The organism is Sporolactobacillus sp. PKPK-6, from assembly GCF_056678885.1.
The window spans coordinates 899,218-916,388 of the sequence record NZ_JBWXPA010000001.1 but is presented as its reverse complement, the minus strand read 5'-3'; the positions used below and the strand labels follow the sequence as shown (position 1 = coordinate 916,388).

General features: G+C 41.2%; 19 protein-coding genes. 12 read left to right on the top strand and 7 right to left on the bottom strand.

What is annotated here, in order from left to right:
- Positions 1–78 precede the first annotated feature (78 nt).
- A complete protein-coding gene (locus AC1MBV_RS04400) occupies positions 79–1,542 on the bottom strand; it encodes an MFS transporter (protein ID WP_480947610.1) in 1,464 nt (487 codons plus the stop codon).
- 243 nt (positions 1,543–1,785) lie between these two features.
- Here AC1MBV_RS04400 and AC1MBV_RS04395 point away from each other — a divergent pair, with 243 nt between their 5' ends.
- Positions 1,786–2,367: an RpnC/YadD family protein gene (locus AC1MBV_RS04395; protein ID WP_480947608.1), complete on the top strand. Its 582-nt coding sequence runs from the start codon at positions 1,786–1,788 to the stop codon at positions 2,365–2,367.
- Positions 2,345–2,695 carry a hypothetical protein gene (locus AC1MBV_RS04390; RefSeq protein WP_480947606.1) on the top strand — a complete coding sequence of 117 codons (351 nt, stop codon included), beginning with the start codon at positions 2,345–2,347 and terminating at the stop codon, positions 2,693–2,695. The genes AC1MBV_RS04395 and AC1MBV_RS04390 overlap by 23 nt, the downstream gene beginning before the upstream one ends.
- 221 nt (positions 2,696–2,916) lie before the next feature.
- Here the strand turns inward: AC1MBV_RS04390 and AC1MBV_RS04385 are convergent, their stop codons facing one another.
- The 3 genes from AC1MBV_RS04385 to AC1MBV_RS04375 form a co-directional block, all read right to left on the bottom strand.
- Positions 2,917–3,885 (bottom strand): hypothetical protein, encoded by a 969-nt coding sequence (locus AC1MBV_RS04385; protein WP_480947604.1) that lies wholly within the window; start codon positions 3,883–3,885, stop codon positions 2,917–2,919.
- A 124-nt stretch (positions 3,886–4,009) separates the two neighbouring features.
- Entirely contained in the window at positions 4,010–5,275 is a 1,266-nt protein-coding gene (locus AC1MBV_RS04380; RefSeq protein WP_480947603.1) for a cation:dicarboxylate symporter family transporter, read from the bottom strand.
- A 322-nt stretch (positions 5,276–5,597) separates the two neighbouring features.
- Positions 5,598–7,217, bottom strand: a complete 1,620-nt coding sequence (locus AC1MBV_RS04375) for a DUF7309 domain-containing protein (protein WP_480947601.1) — start codon at positions 7,215–7,217, stop codon at positions 5,598–5,600.
- Between the two features lie 304 nt (positions 7,218–7,521).
- Here AC1MBV_RS04375 and AC1MBV_RS04370 point away from each other — a divergent pair, with 304 nt between their 5' ends.
- Positions 7,522–7,785, top strand: a complete 264-nt coding sequence (locus AC1MBV_RS04370) for a DUF6429 family protein (protein WP_255747454.1) — start codon at positions 7,522–7,524, stop codon at positions 7,783–7,785.
- Positions 7,786–7,857: 72 nt separating this feature from the next.
- On the opposite strand, the gene AC1MBV_RS04365 is transcribed toward AC1MBV_RS04370, so the two are convergent.
- On the bottom strand, positions 7,858–8,385 hold the full coding sequence (locus AC1MBV_RS04365; RefSeq protein WP_480947600.1) for an IS1096 element passenger TnpR family protein: 528 nt from the start codon (positions 8,383–8,385) through the stop codon (positions 7,858–7,860).
- Between the two features lie 388 nt (positions 8,386–8,773).
- Here AC1MBV_RS04365 and AC1MBV_RS04360 point away from each other — a divergent pair, with 388 nt between their 5' ends.
- Positions 8,774–8,857, top strand: a complete 84-nt coding sequence (locus AC1MBV_RS04360; RefSeq protein WP_370645969.1) for a putative holin-like toxin — start codon at positions 8,774–8,776, stop codon at positions 8,855–8,857.
- 756 nt (positions 8,858–9,613) lie between these two features.
- Complete coding sequence (locus AC1MBV_RS04355) at positions 9,614–10,333, top strand: hypothetical protein (RefSeq protein WP_480947599.1); 720 nt, start codon at positions 9,614–9,616, stop codon at positions 10,331–10,333.
- A 111-nt stretch (positions 10,334–10,444) separates the two neighbouring features.
- Here the strand turns inward: AC1MBV_RS04355 and AC1MBV_RS04350 are convergent, their stop codons facing one another.
- Positions 10,445–10,717: a hypothetical protein gene (locus AC1MBV_RS04350; RefSeq protein WP_480947598.1), complete on the bottom strand. Its 273-nt coding sequence runs from the start codon at positions 10,715–10,717 to the stop codon at positions 10,445–10,447.
- A 304-nt stretch (positions 10,718–11,021) separates the two neighbouring features.
- Between AC1MBV_RS04350 and AC1MBV_RS04345 the strand changes: the two genes are divergently transcribed.
- The 7 genes from AC1MBV_RS04345 to fliT all read left to right on the top strand — a co-directional run bounded on the left by AC1MBV_RS04345 (position 11,022) and on the right by fliT (position 16,485).
- Complete coding sequence (locus AC1MBV_RS04345; protein ID WP_480947597.1) at positions 11,022–11,357, top strand: hypothetical protein; 336 nt, start codon at positions 11,022–11,024, stop codon at positions 11,355–11,357.
- A gap of 180 nt (positions 11,358–11,537) precedes the next feature.
- Complete coding sequence (locus tag AC1MBV_RS04340) at positions 11,538–11,981, top strand: hypothetical protein (protein WP_480947596.1); 444 nt, start codon at positions 11,538–11,540, stop codon at positions 11,979–11,981.
- 174 nt (positions 11,982–12,155) lie between these two features.
- Positions 12,156–13,523, top strand: coding sequence for a flagellin N-terminal helical domain-containing protein (locus tag AC1MBV_RS04335; protein WP_480947595.1), 1,368 nt, complete (start codon positions 12,156–12,158; stop codon positions 13,521–13,523).
- Between the two features lie 203 nt (positions 13,524–13,726).
- Positions 13,727–14,098 (top strand): flagellar protein FlaG, encoded by a 372-nt coding sequence (flaG, locus tag AC1MBV_RS04330; protein ID WP_480947594.1) that lies wholly within the window; start codon positions 13,727–13,729, stop codon positions 14,096–14,098.
- Positions 14,099–14,114: 16 nt separating this feature from the next.
- Complete coding sequence (locus AC1MBV_RS04325; RefSeq protein WP_480947593.1) at positions 14,115–15,722, top strand: flagellar hook-associated protein 2; 1,608 nt, start codon at positions 14,115–14,117, stop codon at positions 15,720–15,722.
- A gap of 21 nt (positions 15,723–15,743) precedes the next feature.
- Positions 15,744–16,139, top strand: a complete 396-nt coding sequence (gene fliS / locus AC1MBV_RS04320; RefSeq protein WP_480947592.1) for a flagellar export chaperone FliS — start codon at positions 15,744–15,746, stop codon at positions 16,137–16,139.
- The gene (gene fliT, locus AC1MBV_RS04315; RefSeq protein ID WP_480947591.1) at positions 16,096–16,485 is read left to right on the top strand and encodes a flagellar protein FliT; all 390 of its coding nucleotides are present in this window, start codon (positions 16,096–16,098) and stop codon (positions 16,483–16,485) included. Before fliS ends, fliT begins: the two co-directional genes overlap by 44 nt.
- 155 nt (positions 16,486–16,640) lie before the next feature.
- Here fliT and AC1MBV_RS04310 read toward each other — a convergent pair whose 3' ends face one another.
- Positions 16,641–16,778, bottom strand: coding sequence for a hypothetical protein (locus AC1MBV_RS04310; protein WP_480947590.1), 138 nt, complete (start codon positions 16,776–16,778; stop codon positions 16,641–16,643).
- Between the last annotated feature and the right edge of the window lie 393 nt (positions 16,779–17,171).

Below are 17,171 nucleotides of genomic sequence, written 5' to 3'. Positions count from 1 at the left end.
ATGAGTATCTTCCTATACTACTGTTTCCCATAGGAGCAGGTTTCATTTGCAAGGTTTGGCTTTAACGGACAGACTGCGTTAGGATACAGCCTTGCTGTGCATCTGATGTCGTGCGTTTAGGAGCCGAATGCCTGTAATCATGGCACAGAACACGCATATTCCGGCAGATGCCAGAAAAACGATGTGCATGCCATGTAAAAAGATGGACGGATGACCCGGGATCATTCCGGTGACATGATAACCGGCAGCTTGCGACATGCTGGCAAACAGAAGCGTTGTCGCAAAAGTGATTCCACTGATCATGCCCAAATTTCGGATTAGTGCGTTGACACTCCCCGCGCTTCCAAGCTGATTTTTCGGAACCGTCGACATGACAAGCGAATTATTCGGCGACATAAAGAATCCGCTGCCGGCACCGAGCAGAGCAATCAACACACCCGCATAGATGATTGAGCTTTCCCCATTCAGAAAACCGAGACCAATTTGTGCCGCTACGAGGACAAGCAATCCGATAAACGTTAGGATTTCCGAACCGATTTTGTCAGACAGTGCGCCGCTGAACGGGGCAATGACAGCCATCATGATGGGGAACAGCATCAGCAGCAGTCCGGAATGGCCTGCTGACAGATGCAGAATATCCTGGGTATAGAATGGCGCAATAATGTTGAAACAAAAGTTGGAGAGAAAGACCAAATAGCCGCAGAAAATGCTGACTGAAAACATAAGATTTTTAAACAACCGCAGCTGAAGCATCGGCTGATCAATCTGCCACTCCATAATGATAAACACGACCAGAAGCACAGCAGAGAGAAAAAGCGATCCCAGAATACGTCCGTCGCTGAACCCTAAATGCTGTCCAAGCAGCAATCCGCTGAACAGGGCTATGATGAATAAGCCGAAGATTGACGTACCCACCCAGTCCAAGCGGCCTCTTGATGCAAACAAATCTTTAGGCAGAACACGCCAGCCCAGAATCATTACCACCAGCCCAATCGGTACGTTAATCCAGAATATATAATTCCAGCTCAACGTGGAGACAACCAGCCCGCCGATCCCCGGACCAGTGATCGAGCCCAAGGACACGAACGTGCCGATTAAACCAAGCGCCCGCCCGCGTTCGGATCTCGGGAAAATATCCGTTGCGATGCCAAAATTATTAGCCATCGTCATCGAAGCGCCTATGGCCTGAACCACGCGGCCGACAAGTAGAAAATTCAGGTTTAGACCGAATCCGCACAGCAGCGACCCAAGAACAAAAAGAGCGGTGCCGATCTTAAAAATGCGAAGTTTGCCCAGCATGTCGCCAAGCCGCCCGAAAAGCAGGATAAAAACACAGATCGTCATTAAATAAATCGTGACAATCCACTGACTGCTGGCGATCGGCAAATGCAAATCACGTGAAATCTGCGGCAGTGCCACATTGACAATACTCGCATCAAGCGTCGACATAAATGTGAACATATTAATACTGATCAGGATCATCCAACGTCTCTTCTGGACGGTTGGGTCATCCTGATAAGTTAAGGGTTTTGAGGTATTCATAAATCTGCAGCCTCCAGTTACTCGTGCTCTGTACAAAGAATAGCATAATTATTGAAACGGGGTGGAAGCAAAAGATCCGATTCCGCATATGTCAGAAATTAACCTTTTACCATGGATTTTTTTCTAGACATTTTGTTTGGAATTCGGTTATACTTTTACTGTGAAAGATCATACGTTCGCCTTTAACTCCCTGCTTTCCCAATTCCTCACAACAATAAATCATACCTCGTAAGGAGGCCTCTCATGCCTACTGACCACGATCGGCGTTTCAAAGTGCTGCTTCACGAGTTTTTTGATGAGTTTCTCGAAGCCTTTTTCCCAAAAATTTATCACATGCTTGATCTGTCTGGAAAAACGTTCCTTTCAGAGGAACTGTTTCCGGATCTAATCGAAGGCGACAAGAAGAGGGCGGACATCATTGCGGAAACGAAGCTGAAATCTAAAAAAGCTGTAATTCTGATTGTCCATCTTGAGGCACAAAACTATTATCAAGATGATTTTTCCGAACGGATGTATCTTTACTACATCATGATCTATCTGAAATTTCGAAAACCTGTTTTACCCATTGCCATTTTCAGTTATGATGGTGTAAGAGATGAACCGGATAAATTTGTGGTAGAAATACCTCATTTTATGATGATCAGCGAATTCCATTTTTTGAAGCTTGAGCTTGCCCAAATGAATTGGCGAACATTTATTCACAGTAATAATCCGGCCGCTGCCGCGCTCATGAGCAGGATGAACTACTCAAAAAAAGGAACGTGTTCAGGTTCGACTCGCCTTTATCAGACAGATGATCGGCATGCATCTTGGAGAAGCACGTGAAAGCATAATCAATGGATTTTTCGAGACCTATCTTCAATTAAATAAGAAAGAGGTGGATCAATTGATGGACCAAGCGAACAAACTCCCGGAGGAAATCCGTGAAGAAGTGCTCAAATGGCCGAATTCGACTTATGATCGTGGAGTGGAGGACGGCATGGAAAGAGGAATTAAAAGAGGAATTAAAAAAGGAATTGAAAAAGGTGAATTAAACGCCAAAAAACAGGTTGCCCTAAAGCTGCTGCAAAATGGAATAAGTCATGGGAAAATCAGTGAGTGGACAGGATTAAGTGCCAAAGAGATCACTGAACTGGAAGCAATCAATGAATGAAGAAATTCGTGAAGATGCGGTTACAGCTTTGGACACTACTGGCAAATAACAATCGAGAAATAACCAATGCATGAATCGTCTGTTCTGTGGAATGTTTGGAAAGGGGAGCCCGGCTTTTAAAATGCGGTTTATATCCAGTAAGGAATTTACGTGATTTAAATAGCTATGTCATCGCGTTTCTATTCCGGGAAAACGAACCGATGAAAGGATCGGCCTATCGATCAAACCAGAAAACTACCAACAATTTGTGCAATGAAGCGCATGTCCGTCTCAGTGTAGCGCTGATCAATGGGCAGCGCGATCAGATTTTTCGCCAGCTTATAATCGAAACGTGCAGGGGGAACGCGCGACAACACTTCCTGCCAATAATCATTGGCATAGATGTGGCGCTCCAACAAACAATCTTTTAATTTTTCCCCGTGTTCAATAAGAAAAGGGTAGCACATCGGTCCGTTCACATTGGTGAAGTCTGCACGCAGCAGATTGTAGGTGCCGATTTGTTGATGAAGAAATCGGAAGTTCTCATTTCGAATGGTGCGCACCTGCTCATAATCAACACTCATCAACAGTCGCTGAGTCGTTCGTGACATCGCGTGCATCCCGCATGTATCTAAATAGGCCTCATTTTGTTCAAAAAGCGGCTCGGCGGAAACACTCCCTAGATCAATTTGCTTCAACAGCGCATCGTAACGGTAGTAGGACGGATCCTGATCCAGCTCAAGCCGCTCTTCAGCATTGGTATACAAGTAGCCGCCATCCGGAACGCCAAAAAACTTGCGTGGCGAATACAGGGTATCCACATGCAGCTGCGGTCGTTCAAAAAACGCCTGCGTATTGTCAATGATAACATTTGCTAGATTGCTGCAGACATTTTGGACATTCTTGTTGTTCATGCCGAAGTAATTGACATAAAGAAAGCAGGCATTGTCCTCCGGCACACGATTAAAAACTGGAGCGAAGTGCTCATCAATAGAGTAGAACGTATAATCAATGTTCAGTCGCTTAATCGGTTGAAGCACACTGTCACAGATATAGGCCGGCAGATAGATTTTTTTGTAGTGACGCACGCGCAGTACGTATTCGAGCGCGTAGCGCGCACTGTTCAGGCGCAGTGCCTGGCTGTGGTACTCGCTTCGCATGGGTAGTTCAAGAGAAAAGAAACCACCGATTATTTTTTGCTGATCAGTCATGTAATCACCTTACCCTATCCTTGCGCATTTCCATTGAGCACGTCAACTATTTTTTTTAATGAAAAACTCCGGCGGGAACCGGAGTCTAAACTTAGTTTTTTGTATAAATAATTTGTATTTAAAATCAAGACGATTGCTGAAGCGATTTCAGACAGGCATCAGCTTTTTCCTGATTGAATTTACCCTCTGATTTGGACATAACCACAGCAGCCAAACCGTTGCCGACAACATTGACAACCGTACGAAGCATGTCCAGAATGCGATCAATGCCGGCAATGAAAGCAACACCTTCGAGCGGAAGCCCCATTGTTCCCAGTGTAGTCAGCAGCACAACAAACGACGCGCCGGTTACACCTGCCATCCCCTTAGATGTTAGCATCAGTACAACGAGCATCGTCAGCTGATGGGCAAGCGAGAGGTGGACGCCGTATACTTGGGCGATGAACAGCGCGGCAATGGATTGGTAGATGGCCGACCCGTCTAGGTTAAATGTATAACCGGTTGGAATCACAAACGATGTGATCGGTTTCGGACAGCCGAATTTCACCATTTTATCCATCAGTTTCGGCAGAACCGCTTCGGAGCTTGCGGTTGTAAACGCCAGAAACAGTTCGTCCTTTAAGATACGGAACAGCGAGAAGATATTTATTCCGGCAAATTTTGCAATCAGACCTAAAATGACTACGACAAAAAAGATCATCGTGCCATAAATGACAAAGACCAGTTTTCCTAGTGGAATCAGCGAAGCAATTCCGAACTGAGCGACGTTCACCCCGATCAGTCCGAATACGCCGAATGCGGCAAATTTCATGACCAGGTTCGTCACCCAGTACATCGCTTCCAAGACACCGCCGAAGAAGTTCAGCACCGGCTTGCCTTTTTCACCAATTGTAGCCAGCCCGATTCCGAACAATACGGAGAAAAAGATCACCGGCAATAAATCGCCATTGGCAAGCGACTGAAAGACGTTGCTTGGAATAATGTCCACAAAATGACTGACAATACTTGAATGTTCAGCTGTCTTGGCCGTCTGTTCATACGTCGATATATCGCTTTTCGCCAAATTTGATAAATTGATGCCACCGCCAGGGTGAAACACATTGGCTGCAATCAAGCCGATTCCGAGCGCCAGCGTTGTTACAATTTCAAAATACAGGATTGTTTTCCCGCCAAGCTTTCCCAGCTGTTTCACATCGCCGACACTGGCAATTGAAACAATCAGCGCCGATACGATAATCGGGATCACGATCATCTTGATCAGATGAATAAAAATATCGCCAAACGGTTGGAGAATCGCCATCACCGTTTCATTTCCATAGAAAAGCGCACCAACCAGAATACCAAGAACAAGCCCAGTAAAAATTTGGGTTGCCATACCAAATCTCTTCAATTCAAGAAACCACCTTTACTGTTTTCTCTATCTTTATTTCTCTATATGAAAGAAACGAGCAAGAACCTAGAGCGTCATTCAGACATGATTCTTAAGTAAAACGAACTGATCGGAGAACGTTTCGCCAAAATCTGAACGACCAAATACCGTTGTCGAAAAAATGTGATTGCATCGAACTTTCATTATACAGCATCAACGCAAAAACACGAACGTTATATTTATCCAGTGAGAAAGAGCTTAATTCGTTTCGCAGCATTCAAAAAATCCGCCCACGTGTCGTTCTTGAGCGGATTAATGGATTTCATTGTTTAAAAAGGGACAATCAAGGCTGGTTTTCAACAAATTCAACTAAGGATTCCCATGCTTGGTTCCATTTTGGCAAGTCATGAGAAAGGTTGCAGATGATCCCGAGCTTTTTACATAATAAGAATAACGCATGATAGAGGTGATCATCGGCTACAAGTATGCCACTTGGACGCTGCGCCGTTTCTTGAATCATATTTAAAAGGAATTTTTGGGCTGTGCGCACATAAACGGACTGTTCATTTACTTGATCAGGCATCACTGAGGCATGAAGCAGCACTTGTTCGTTCGTGTGATCGACAGCGAATTCAATCCAAGGGAAAATCGGCCGCTCGTCACTTTCTTGTGCAACAGGAAACGGTGCGAAGCTGCCTCCAAGTTCCACCCATGATTTATTTTGGCGAGCCGTTTTCTTGATTCGCTGAAGATCAATGGCATTGGTCAGTGGTTCGGCATGATGCCATTCACGTTGCTTGCTCGCCGGCTCAATGGTAGCATCGACCGATTTCTCATTGTCATGATCATCCAAAACATATTTTCTAAGAAACCATTCATGATCTTGGTAAAAAGGAAACCGCGCAGCACGATCCCGATAATCAAGTGCAAGATCTGAAAGCTTCTCAATGATCTCAGCGAATAGAAGTGCCTCTTCGCCGCGCGGTATCCAGTTCATATAGCCGGGTGTTTGAACACGCAGCATCGGCCAATGATCCGCATGTTCTAGATCCAAACCCAATAGACTGAACAGTGCCCGATCATCTTCCGGAAACGTTCCGCGCCTGCACAGCGAGAGATGGAACACTTTGGCAGTTAATGTTGTGTTAAGAGAAGCATCCGATTGTGCGAAGAGGCGATGAATCATTGCCAATCCCTCATCTCCGGCATAGGCAACAAGACCGAATTCATTACCCATTTGACCAAGGACGCAGCAGTACACGCATTCCGGACGGTTGGGAAGGTCAAGTACAATAACCTGATCGGAATCCAGCCATTGCCAAGGCTCAAGATCCGCAAACCTTTCCGAAGCACGCAAGAGATCGAACCAATTCTCTACATCTGAAGGATCAACATTAAATGGAGATAGGTCTTCCTCATCGTCATCGAGCTGATGATAGATGCTCAAGCATTCAGTAAGATCCTCAACAGCCTCTGCCTGATTTCTTAAAGGATCATCAAAATATGTCCCATCTTCATCCATTAATAAGTCGTTCAAATAGGGAACCATTGCCCGACTACACCCAACACAGCGAGGCACGGGCTGCTCATACTCATCCCTAATCGGTTCAAGGAGGATTTCCAGCCGTCGGCTATGATCCGGAGTGGAACAGTGGCCTTTGTCACCAGGTTCAATGAGAAAATCAGAAACCAAATAATGAGTGTCATTCAGAGCATCCGGACCAAATTCGGTCATTTGCCCATACTCCTCATCAAAGACTCCGAATACCACATCGGTTGTTGCAGAGCGGAGCGAATACCCGAGATGTTTTGGTAATTTAATAGACGACTCATTATAGTCAAAACCAAACAGTTCGTTGATATAATTATGCAGATCCGAAACGGTAATCATACTGTCCGCTTGGATCCTTGCCCAAACAGGAGGCTTACTGCCTTTTATCGAGATTTTCAATTGAATGTTCATCAGTGTGTCCTCCAAAACAGAAAGTGATAGGATGACTTTGTTAAGTTGCACCCTTTTTGCTGCACAGTCCAAGTCCTCATCGCCTTAACCCAATTATAATGAAAATAGGCGAGTTTGGACAAGTGCAGGTCATACTTACTTGCGGAACCTTCCGTTTTCCTCATTTCCTACTGATTTCTCATAAATAGGCACGAGTACTCACTTTTCTATAGATTCGACGCATAATTTAGGTATACCATAAATAGATCGATCAAATATTACAATGTGATGGTTTGAACGTAACAATCGATGGAGGTGTTGAATCATGAGTCATGATTCCGAAAATCACTTAGAAAAAGACTTAACCTTGATGTTGCTGTATTTGACCTCATGGGAAGAAAAAGAATACGGCGAAACATATCGGCGCAGCTGGAAGGGCTACGATTTTGATCTTTTAAATGAGTTGGGTGATGAGAAATTGATAAGCGGCAGTAACAAATCTAAATCTGTTTATCTCTCGGAAAAAGGAGTGGAAGCTGCGAAGAGATTGCTGAAGAACTATGGGATGAGCGGTCAAGAAGATAGATGATGGATTTCGCAATCGGCTCGTACGTGTTATAAAAAAAGAAAAATGTTCGTTCCTGTTAAAGCGGACGAATGCTCAAAAAGCATCAAACGGATTCAGATCCTCTTTTTTTAAGAATGCATTGATGTGAGCTACAAGTTCCTCACGTGTCTGAGTTGGGGCGTATACCTGAACGAAGTCTCCTTCCAACGGATCGATGAACCAGGGTTTATTTTGGGCAATGAATTCACCTAAATGCTTGCAAACAGTGGTGCATCTGGGATAATCAATCCCCTTCTCAGGTTGAATGATTTGTTCAATAAAAAGATTAAACATCATTGTACGGACATCATCTTGGTAGGTGTCATTTCCCATATATCCACAATTGGAAAAGCATTGGGTTAATGTTGCCCTTTTGCGAAACGCAGATGTATCTGAAAAAGCAACCGGATTGTCCCGGCTACTCGTGAAAAGCTTAAAATGGTGCAATCCTTTTTTTGACAGATCAAATGCTTCATCAAGATCATCTTGCAAGGTCGCCAAGGTTGTTTCCCCATCCAATTGCAGACGAACCCATATTAAAGGACTCTGGTTTTTTAAAACAATTTTTAATTGATAGATCATTGATGACCACCATCTTTTGAGTGTACGTAATTTTGTACGTGCGGATTTTCTCGCAAGAAAGGGAAGAGTAATTGATTTACCTCATCCTCTGAATTTGATTCAACTAGTGTCGATAACTCATGATCTTTGTCTCTAGTTTATCGGGCATGTTTTCTTTTCTCCATAAACTTTCTGCATCTAATAAACGTTCTTTTTCTGTCTGCACAATCAGGTGATCAATCAGCGGGGAAGGGGTGACAGCAATAGGTTTACTAGTCCATTCAGAGTAAACGTTCAAAAAAGAGAATATTTGTTCTTGTTATTGCGGATTTCATGGTACACTAATTAAGACAGCAAAAGCTCATGGGCGGGTGCCGTGCCTCTCTTTTGATGGAGGGAGGTGAGGCCAATGACGACATATGAAGCATGTTCACTAATGATCCAATTTGCAATGCTCGTGCTGATTATCGTGTCGTCAAAAAACAGAAAATAATCCGCCCATGACTTCCCCAAGCCAAGCGGATTATTTTCATAATTAACGTTCGGTGCGGTAGCTGCCTTTGAAGCAGTTTGTTGTCACCTTGCCGCCGATGTTCGACCATCGGCGGCTTTATTATATGCACCTTTTATTATAGTATAAACGATTCGAAATGATTTAACCATATCTGAGCTGTCATGAGATAACAATGATTCAGGCTGGAGACGATGAATCATTCGACATTTAACGAATGAAAAAAGGCGTCAAGAATGGGACAAACAATTTTTTAATTAAAACGAACGGAGGACACAATGGTTCTGATTAGCAGTAGGTGATCAGAGGTCTTCAAAGATCAATAAAGAAGTTCATTGCATTCTAAAATGCAACGCTACTTACCCCAATACCGAGTCAATCCGGGATAAGTAGTAAGAACGACAATCACCGTCAGCAGCAATGGCAGCCAGACGGCTTTTCTTTTATTCTTCACTTGTTTGATCATGAGGAGATAAATGATCATCCCATTCAGAATGAACAGGGGCATGCCATACCTGTGGAAGAAACGTCATTAAGGCTGATAACACAAGAATATAAAGAAAGATTTTCATCGTAAAAAAGACACCACCCATTCGCATCTTCAATAAGATTAAGTTTACCATACAGCGAAAATCCGACATTCGAAAATCAATGATTCATTTTTTGCCAAAAAGAAGGAAAGAAGTCGTATACTGCCGAATAATAGGTATAAAAATCTACTGCGAAAGTTGTGATTCGATGACAGTGGCTGAACTTCATGGAAAAATCTCAATGCTTGAAGGGCGGGAGGATCTGCTGACGTCTGATGTTTTTTCCGCATTTCGTTACTTACCCGTAAATATAGCACTCATTCCATTTCTCAAAAAGGCAATCCATGCTCAGACTGCAAAACCAATCCACAATCTTTTCAAGGATTGCCTAGCGGTTGATTACATTTTCTGGCCTAAGACTACCTATTACAAACGAGAACCGGATTTGGTTCTCTTAATCACACGCAAGACAAAGCCGCCGATCGCCATAATAATAGAAGCAAAGTATTACAGTGGGCGGCATGACGTGAACCGAGAGCAGGCTGAAAGGGAACTTCAAGTGTTACAAGGCGATCAATTAGCCGAGCAATACGTCGATCTGATGAATAACGAATTAGATCTCAGCAAACAGCAAAAGCAAATGCTGCAAGAAGCCGACCATCGTTTGCTTCTGTTTGTTACCGCACATGATGCCTTGCCAAGAGAAATTACCGATGATTCGATCAATAAATTAATGAAGAAAAACTATAAAGGCGATCAACTCTACTGGATAAACTGGCAGGCGGCATTTGATGCCGCAAACGATGCACTCGGGACACAAATACTTGACGAAGGACAGAACTGCATTTTTGAAGATCTAAGAGATTTGTGTTTTTCAGAAGACTTCAGTCTTGAATGGCGACTTTCAGTTGTAGACATTTATGTCTGAACGAGGCTATCCCAAATGAAATCTAAAATAGAAAAACTCGAGAGTGAATAAATCCTCTCGAGTTTTTTGCTTAAGCTGCCTTTTAGAACAGTATCTGGTTTGGAAAATGGACTACTCATGTCCATTATTCTTAAGCTTAAGACCATTATCGCATGCCCTTTGGAATGCCTGTGATGCTTCTTTAATTCTCTGAATAGCACTTTCTGATACATTATGAGGCGCATTTTCATACACTTTCAATGAATACTCAAGATTTACTAATTCTTCGCAATATGCATCTGACTTTGCAATGTCATGATTCTTTTTGGATGTTTTTAAGGCATCATTGAGGCAACCTGCACGTTTTTTAGCATTGGCTATATCTAATGGATAAATTTTTGTCAAAAAAATCAACTCCTGTAAAATCACAAATGATTGAAACTGACCGCCGAAAGTGAATGATTAAATTTCTAACATACTCCGTAAACTGACCGCCTTTAAACAATGACAATAATTGTATAGATATAACAATTCTGACTGATTTCACCTAAAAATACGACCACGTCTTAGATTTATTAACTAATCAGGAGGATTCGTAATACATTTCTTTTATAGGCTATGGATACGATTTCAAATAGCTCCAACAGCAATTGGTCAATTTAATCTAATGACCTTAATATGATATTAATAAATAGAGGAGGTCATTATTTTGGAAAATAAAATAACACAATATACAAAAAGAGTCAATATATCAAGCAAATCAACTTACAGTCATGTTAACGAAAAAAAGGTGATGAATAATTTGAATCAAAAAATTATATGCTCAAATTGTGAATGCCAACGAACTTATGATGAATCAAACTGTCCAAATTGTGGGTCTGTAAATAAAACTTTAGTTATTGGAGTTTCAGATAATCTGTATATTGATCTTAGAGAAAAACTTAGAGGAAAAGCAGAGGTAGAAGGAAAGAAAAGAGCTATTAAAGAGTTTAAATATGGTGATGACTACAGTTACAGCCTAAAAAATTTGTTGATCGAACAATGATAGTTGATCGGGAAAATAATCGTTATTTCGAAAAAATTATAGATAAAGAAAAAAATGAGGTTATTCACGAATGTGACGAGAGCTTGAGGGATCATTTTGGACACGGAGATGCCAAATTAAGAATGACTAAAATGTCACATAGTCAAAAGTAAGTGTAAAACTGTATGTTTCCAAATTATCTTGGAGAATGAAAAATGTTGGAATGTATTAGGAAACAGCGACAAGATGAAAAATATAAAAAAGCTGTATATTCTTGAAGAAATTCAAAGTGATATGAAGGTGGCATTAGAGAAAGCGAAGCATATTATTTTTGCGGGTTATTCTCTTCCAAATGATGATTTTATTTATCGTAGTATACTGGCTGCTCGACACAATATGAAAGATGAGGTAAGGTGCTCGGTTATTGGCTATTCTGATGGAGCGGAAGACAAATGGCTATACGATAAAGGTTTGCACCTTAATAATACACAGGACAAATCCGCATTTATTAAAACTTGTAAACGTGTTGCAGATATATTTGGTATAGAGAATGTACGTGGTTATGCACAAGGAATTCCTAATGTGTTTTTGAAAAATGGACAGGCAGATAAGGTGAAAGTGGAAGAGACGCTTAGAAAGTGGTAGCTCAGGCAGATAAGTATTCTGTTAAAAAATATGAAAAAATATCCTAGTCTGCTAAACATCTTTTTCCTAATGACGATATATAGATTGTAAGGCGGTTGGGAAGGCGCCTTTCCAATTGCCTAAATACTATTCCACATGGACGTGGGAATTCACAATTCAGGGAGGAAACAATTTATGATTATCAATCACAACATTGCTGCGTTGAACACACTCAACAACTTGAGTAAAAACACAGCAGCAACTCAGAAATCTCTTGAAAAACTTTCTTCAGGTCTTCGTATTAACCGTGCTGGTGACGATGCTGCTGGTCTCGCAATTTCCGAAAAAATGCGAGGTCAGATCCGTGGTTTGGATATGGCAAGCAAGAATGCTCAAGATGGTATTTCTCTTATTCAGACAGCTGAAGGATCATTAAATGAAACACATGACATTCTCCAACGAATGAGAGAACTGGCTGTACAGTCTGCAAATGATACAAATACGGATTCGGATCGTTCTGAAATTCAAAAAGAAATCAATCAATTGGTGTCCGAAGTTGACCGTATTGGAACAGACACAGAGTTTAACACGAAAAAACTTCTGAATGGTTCCGCTGGTGTAACTGTTCAAGCTACTAATAATGCTGTTAAAGATTTATCAGGTACTGCGGATACAAAGGATGGAACTATCAATTTAACTGCAGCTAATACAACTCTTGCTGTTGCTGCTAACTTTAAAGATTCTGGTTCTGTAGGATTAGCGACTACAGCAACGGCTCTTGGAGCTGATAGTAGCATTACAGTTAACGGAACGTCTTTTTCGTTTACATCTGCTCAAACTGTTCAGCAAGCCTTAGATGCGTTTAATGAAAAGTCATCAGTTACAGGCGTTACAGCTTCGTGGGCTACAGGCGCAGGTAATGGTTTTACATTTACAGCCGTAAATGCTGGCTCATCACATCAGATCACTTACAGTGCTGGAACCGGTGTATTTACTACGGCTACTCCTGGTACAACTTCTAATGGTACAGATGCAACATTGAGTGTTAGTGAACTTGGTGGTTCATATACTGCTTCAGGAAACAAAGTTTCTGTTACTTCTGGAAATTATGAAGGACTAGAATTTACTCTAGTAGCAGACCAAGATGTTGATATTGTTGTTGGCACGAATAACGCATTGAAAATGCAAATTGGTGCTAATGAAAACCAAAATATGAGCATCGGAATCAATGATATGCGAGCTGATGCACTTGGTATTAAAGGTATTGATGTTTCTTCACAAGATGCCGCAAATACAGCTGTAACAACAGTTCAAAATGCAATAGAAAAAGTTTCGGCAGAACGCTCAAAACTTGGTGCTTACCAGAACCGTTTGGAACACACAATCAACAATTTGAGTACTTCTTCAGAAAACTTGTCAGCTGCTGAATCACGTATTCGTGACGTTGATATGGCTAAAGAAATGAGCAACTTCACGAAGAATAATATTCTTAACCAGGCTGCTCAAGCAATGCTTGCTCAATCTAACCAACTTCCACAAGGTGTTCTTCAACTCTTGAGATAATGAATTATGGATTGATTTAACTTTTTCAAACTATAGCAACTTTAAAGACGAATCTCTTAAACATCGGAGGTTCGTTTTTATTTTGGTAGATATTTTTGTAAAGCCTGAGATTTGGTTGAAGGTAATGTAGAAATCTAAACTTTTTATAAACGATACCGATATTTAAAGTAGAAGAAAAAGTTGCAGCTTTGGGAGGGCTGGACATGAATGGCGATGTTTCACTTGATGTAACTTTGCAGAATCATGGAAGCGAAATATCTGCACCACAAAGAGATACACAAACAAATCAAGCACATAATCAACCAAATGGAAATCAGAATATAAAAGAGGAGAGAACCTATTCCTCTTTTAATAAAGAACAACTGGATGATTTGGTTTCTGAAGCAAATAAGTTGTTGAATCCGGAATTGACAGAAATGCACTATGTACTCCATGATAAATTGAACAAGTATTATGTGCAGGTCGAGGATGTTAGAACACATCAAGTGATCCGGGAAATCCCACCGAAAAAATTTATGGATATGTACGCAGCAATCGCTGAGAAGTTAGGACTAATTGTTAATAAAAGAGTTTGATTAAGAGGTGAGCAGTATGGCAGATTCAAGTTCAAATAGTGTTTCCATAGATTCAATTAATAGTATGATCGGTGCGACGAATACAAGTCGGGTAAGTGGTTTGGCAAGTGGAATTGATGTAGATAGCATCGTTGCCAAATTAATGACTGCTGAAAGCCAACCGCTTGTCCAAATGCAGCAGAATTTGCAATTGACAGAATGGCAGCGTGATGATTATCGTTCGATGAATACACTGCTGAGTAATTTGCAATCAACGACGCAAAAAATGCGACTACAAGGTGCATATTTAGCAAAAACGGCTACATCAAGTGATTCTTCTAAAGTTACAGCAACGGGTGGAGCGAATTCTGGTAACGTAGCTTATACACTATCAAATGTAACTTTGGCAACTGCAGCGCATAATAACAGTACTGAATCAATTGTGACGAATGTAAAGGCATTTGATTCTTCGAAATCATTGTCATCACAAGAAGATGCACTTGGTCAAACGTTTAGTGGTCCGATAGAGTTCTCGATTACGACCTATAATGATGGAAAACCGACTAACCATGATTTTTCGTTTGATCCTGAAAAAACGTCGCTTGATAAAATTATGGCAGATATTACTAGTTCGAATATTGGAGTTAACGCATTTTATGACTCGGTAACAGGACAAGTTTCCATGACACGAACGACAACTGGTGACAACAACCCGGATACGAAGAATCAAACAACAGGGGAGGTTACTGTTCACAAGGCTGAGATTGAATTTAGTGGTGATTTTCTCACAAAGACACTAAACTTGGATTCAACTAAGGAACAAGAAGGAACAGATGCCGAGTTTACATTAAATGGTCTTAAAACATCTCGTCATTCGAACACATTTACAGTTAGTGGCGTAACCTTTAATTTACAGAGTTCTTTTGAAGGTTCTGCGTCAATTAATATTAGCACAGATACTGATGCTGTATTTAAATCCATTTCTGATTTTGTCAGTCAATACAACGACACAATCAAACAAATAAATGATAAAATTTCTGAGACTCGCAATCGTAGCTATCTTCCTTTGACAGATGCTCAGAAATCTACGATGAAGGATTCGGATATTACGAATTGGACAGACAAAGCGAAATCCGGGATGCTTGCCAATGACAGCATTTTGAGTGGTGCTTTGAGTCAATTGCGTATGGATCTCTATACATCTGTTAATGGTACGAGTAATACAAAAATGAACCAACTATCTGAGATTGGCATTACTACAAGTACGGATTATCTTGATCATGGCAAGTTGGTGATTGATGAGGACAAATTAAAAGAAGCGATTAGTACTGATCCACAAGCAATAATGGAGATGTTCTCGAATACGGGGACTTCATCCTCATCGCAAGGCGTTATGCAGCGTCTGAACACAACCTTGAAAAATACAATGAATCAAATTGAGGCTAAAGCCGGAAACACGAATATGGTTTATACTCAATACTCGATGGGCAAATCGATTGACGACATGAACGACCGGATTGATGCATTCAAATTACGGCTTCAGGATATCCAAACCCGATATTATACTCAATTCGATGCGATGGAAGCGGCGATTCAGCAGGCAAATAGTCAAGCTTCGTATCTGTCACAGTTTATTAGTTCATGATTAGGGTGAGGGGGAACGAACATGCAAGCAAGTGCTTATAAAAATTATCAAAAAAATTCTGTACTTTCAGCAACGCCAGGCGAATTGACATTGATGCTCTATAACGGTTGTATCAAATTTATTCGGCAAGCGAAGCTGGCAGTTTCAGAAGAAAATATCGAAAATAAAAACACATATATTCAGAAGGCACAGGCGATCATTAATGAATTAATGATCACTCTTGATCAGAAACAACCAGTGGCAAAGAGTATGATGCAGATGTATGACTACATGAATCGACGTCTGATTGAAGCGAACATCAAGAATGAGGAGGCAATTCTTGATGAGGTGGAAGGCTTTGTGACTGAGTTTCGTGATACATGGAAGCAGGTCATTGAAATCACGCAGAAGAATCAGCCGAAGCGGGATCGTGCTTAAGATGGTTCTTCAAGAGATCTATGATCAAACGATTGAACTGGATGAACTTGTTAAGGACTATGAGCGTGAGGATCGTGATGCGTTTATCGAGCGTCTGCAACAGTTGCTTGACGCGCGGGAAGCGCTTTTGAAGGAGTTGCCGGACCATTGCAGTAATTCTGATCGTCAAATCTGGCGAGAGATTGAAGCGATGAATCAAAGCATCAATCAATCGCTTCAAACGATTAAGCAAGAGATTGCCGGTGACATGAGTCAGTTCCGGCATCGAAAAAAAACGGTTAATCGCTACCGTAATCCGTATACCGGCCCGACCAAGGACGGTATGTTCTTGGATAAGCGGGAGTAAGGATCACTGCTGAGGCGGTGATTTTTTCTTTTTCACCAACCGCCCATTTTTTCATACAATAAGACCATTGATTCATGATTGATTTTTCGCTCCGAATAAATAAATCGCCCACCCGTTAGGATTAACGGATGGGCTTTCGCAGTGCTATGAGCGAATTAGTCGCCAACGACAGCTGCTTCTTCGGGTTCTGTATTCAGACTTGCGAGGAATTGCAAGTAATTGTAGGTCGATTCTTTCTCATCTTCATTGAGCTTCTCGAACAATTCGATGATTTCTTCCTTCTTGACTGACATGGTCAAAACTCCTTTTATGAGATATGGTCACCGTCTCACTCATTACCTTTGAGTTATGGATCATATACAGGCGAATGGTTAGATAATCTAACCATTAATTCATGAGTTGAATTAAGTAAAACATGAGACAAGAATGCGTAAATTGTCATGTGTTTTCTTGTTTGCGTTATCATTATATGTGCTAGAACAGGCATCGTCAATACAATTCAGCCCTTTTGTCACGTCTGATTTGATTGGAATATTGCATGTTATTGATACCTATTATGCATGAATGCGTTTGCAGGTTTAAATAAGCGGTACTTGTCGAAAATATAAAAAGCAAGACGCTTTTTGTAAAAATATTTTGATGTTTGGGAAGGAATTGGGACGGGAATAGCGAATGTATATAGTATT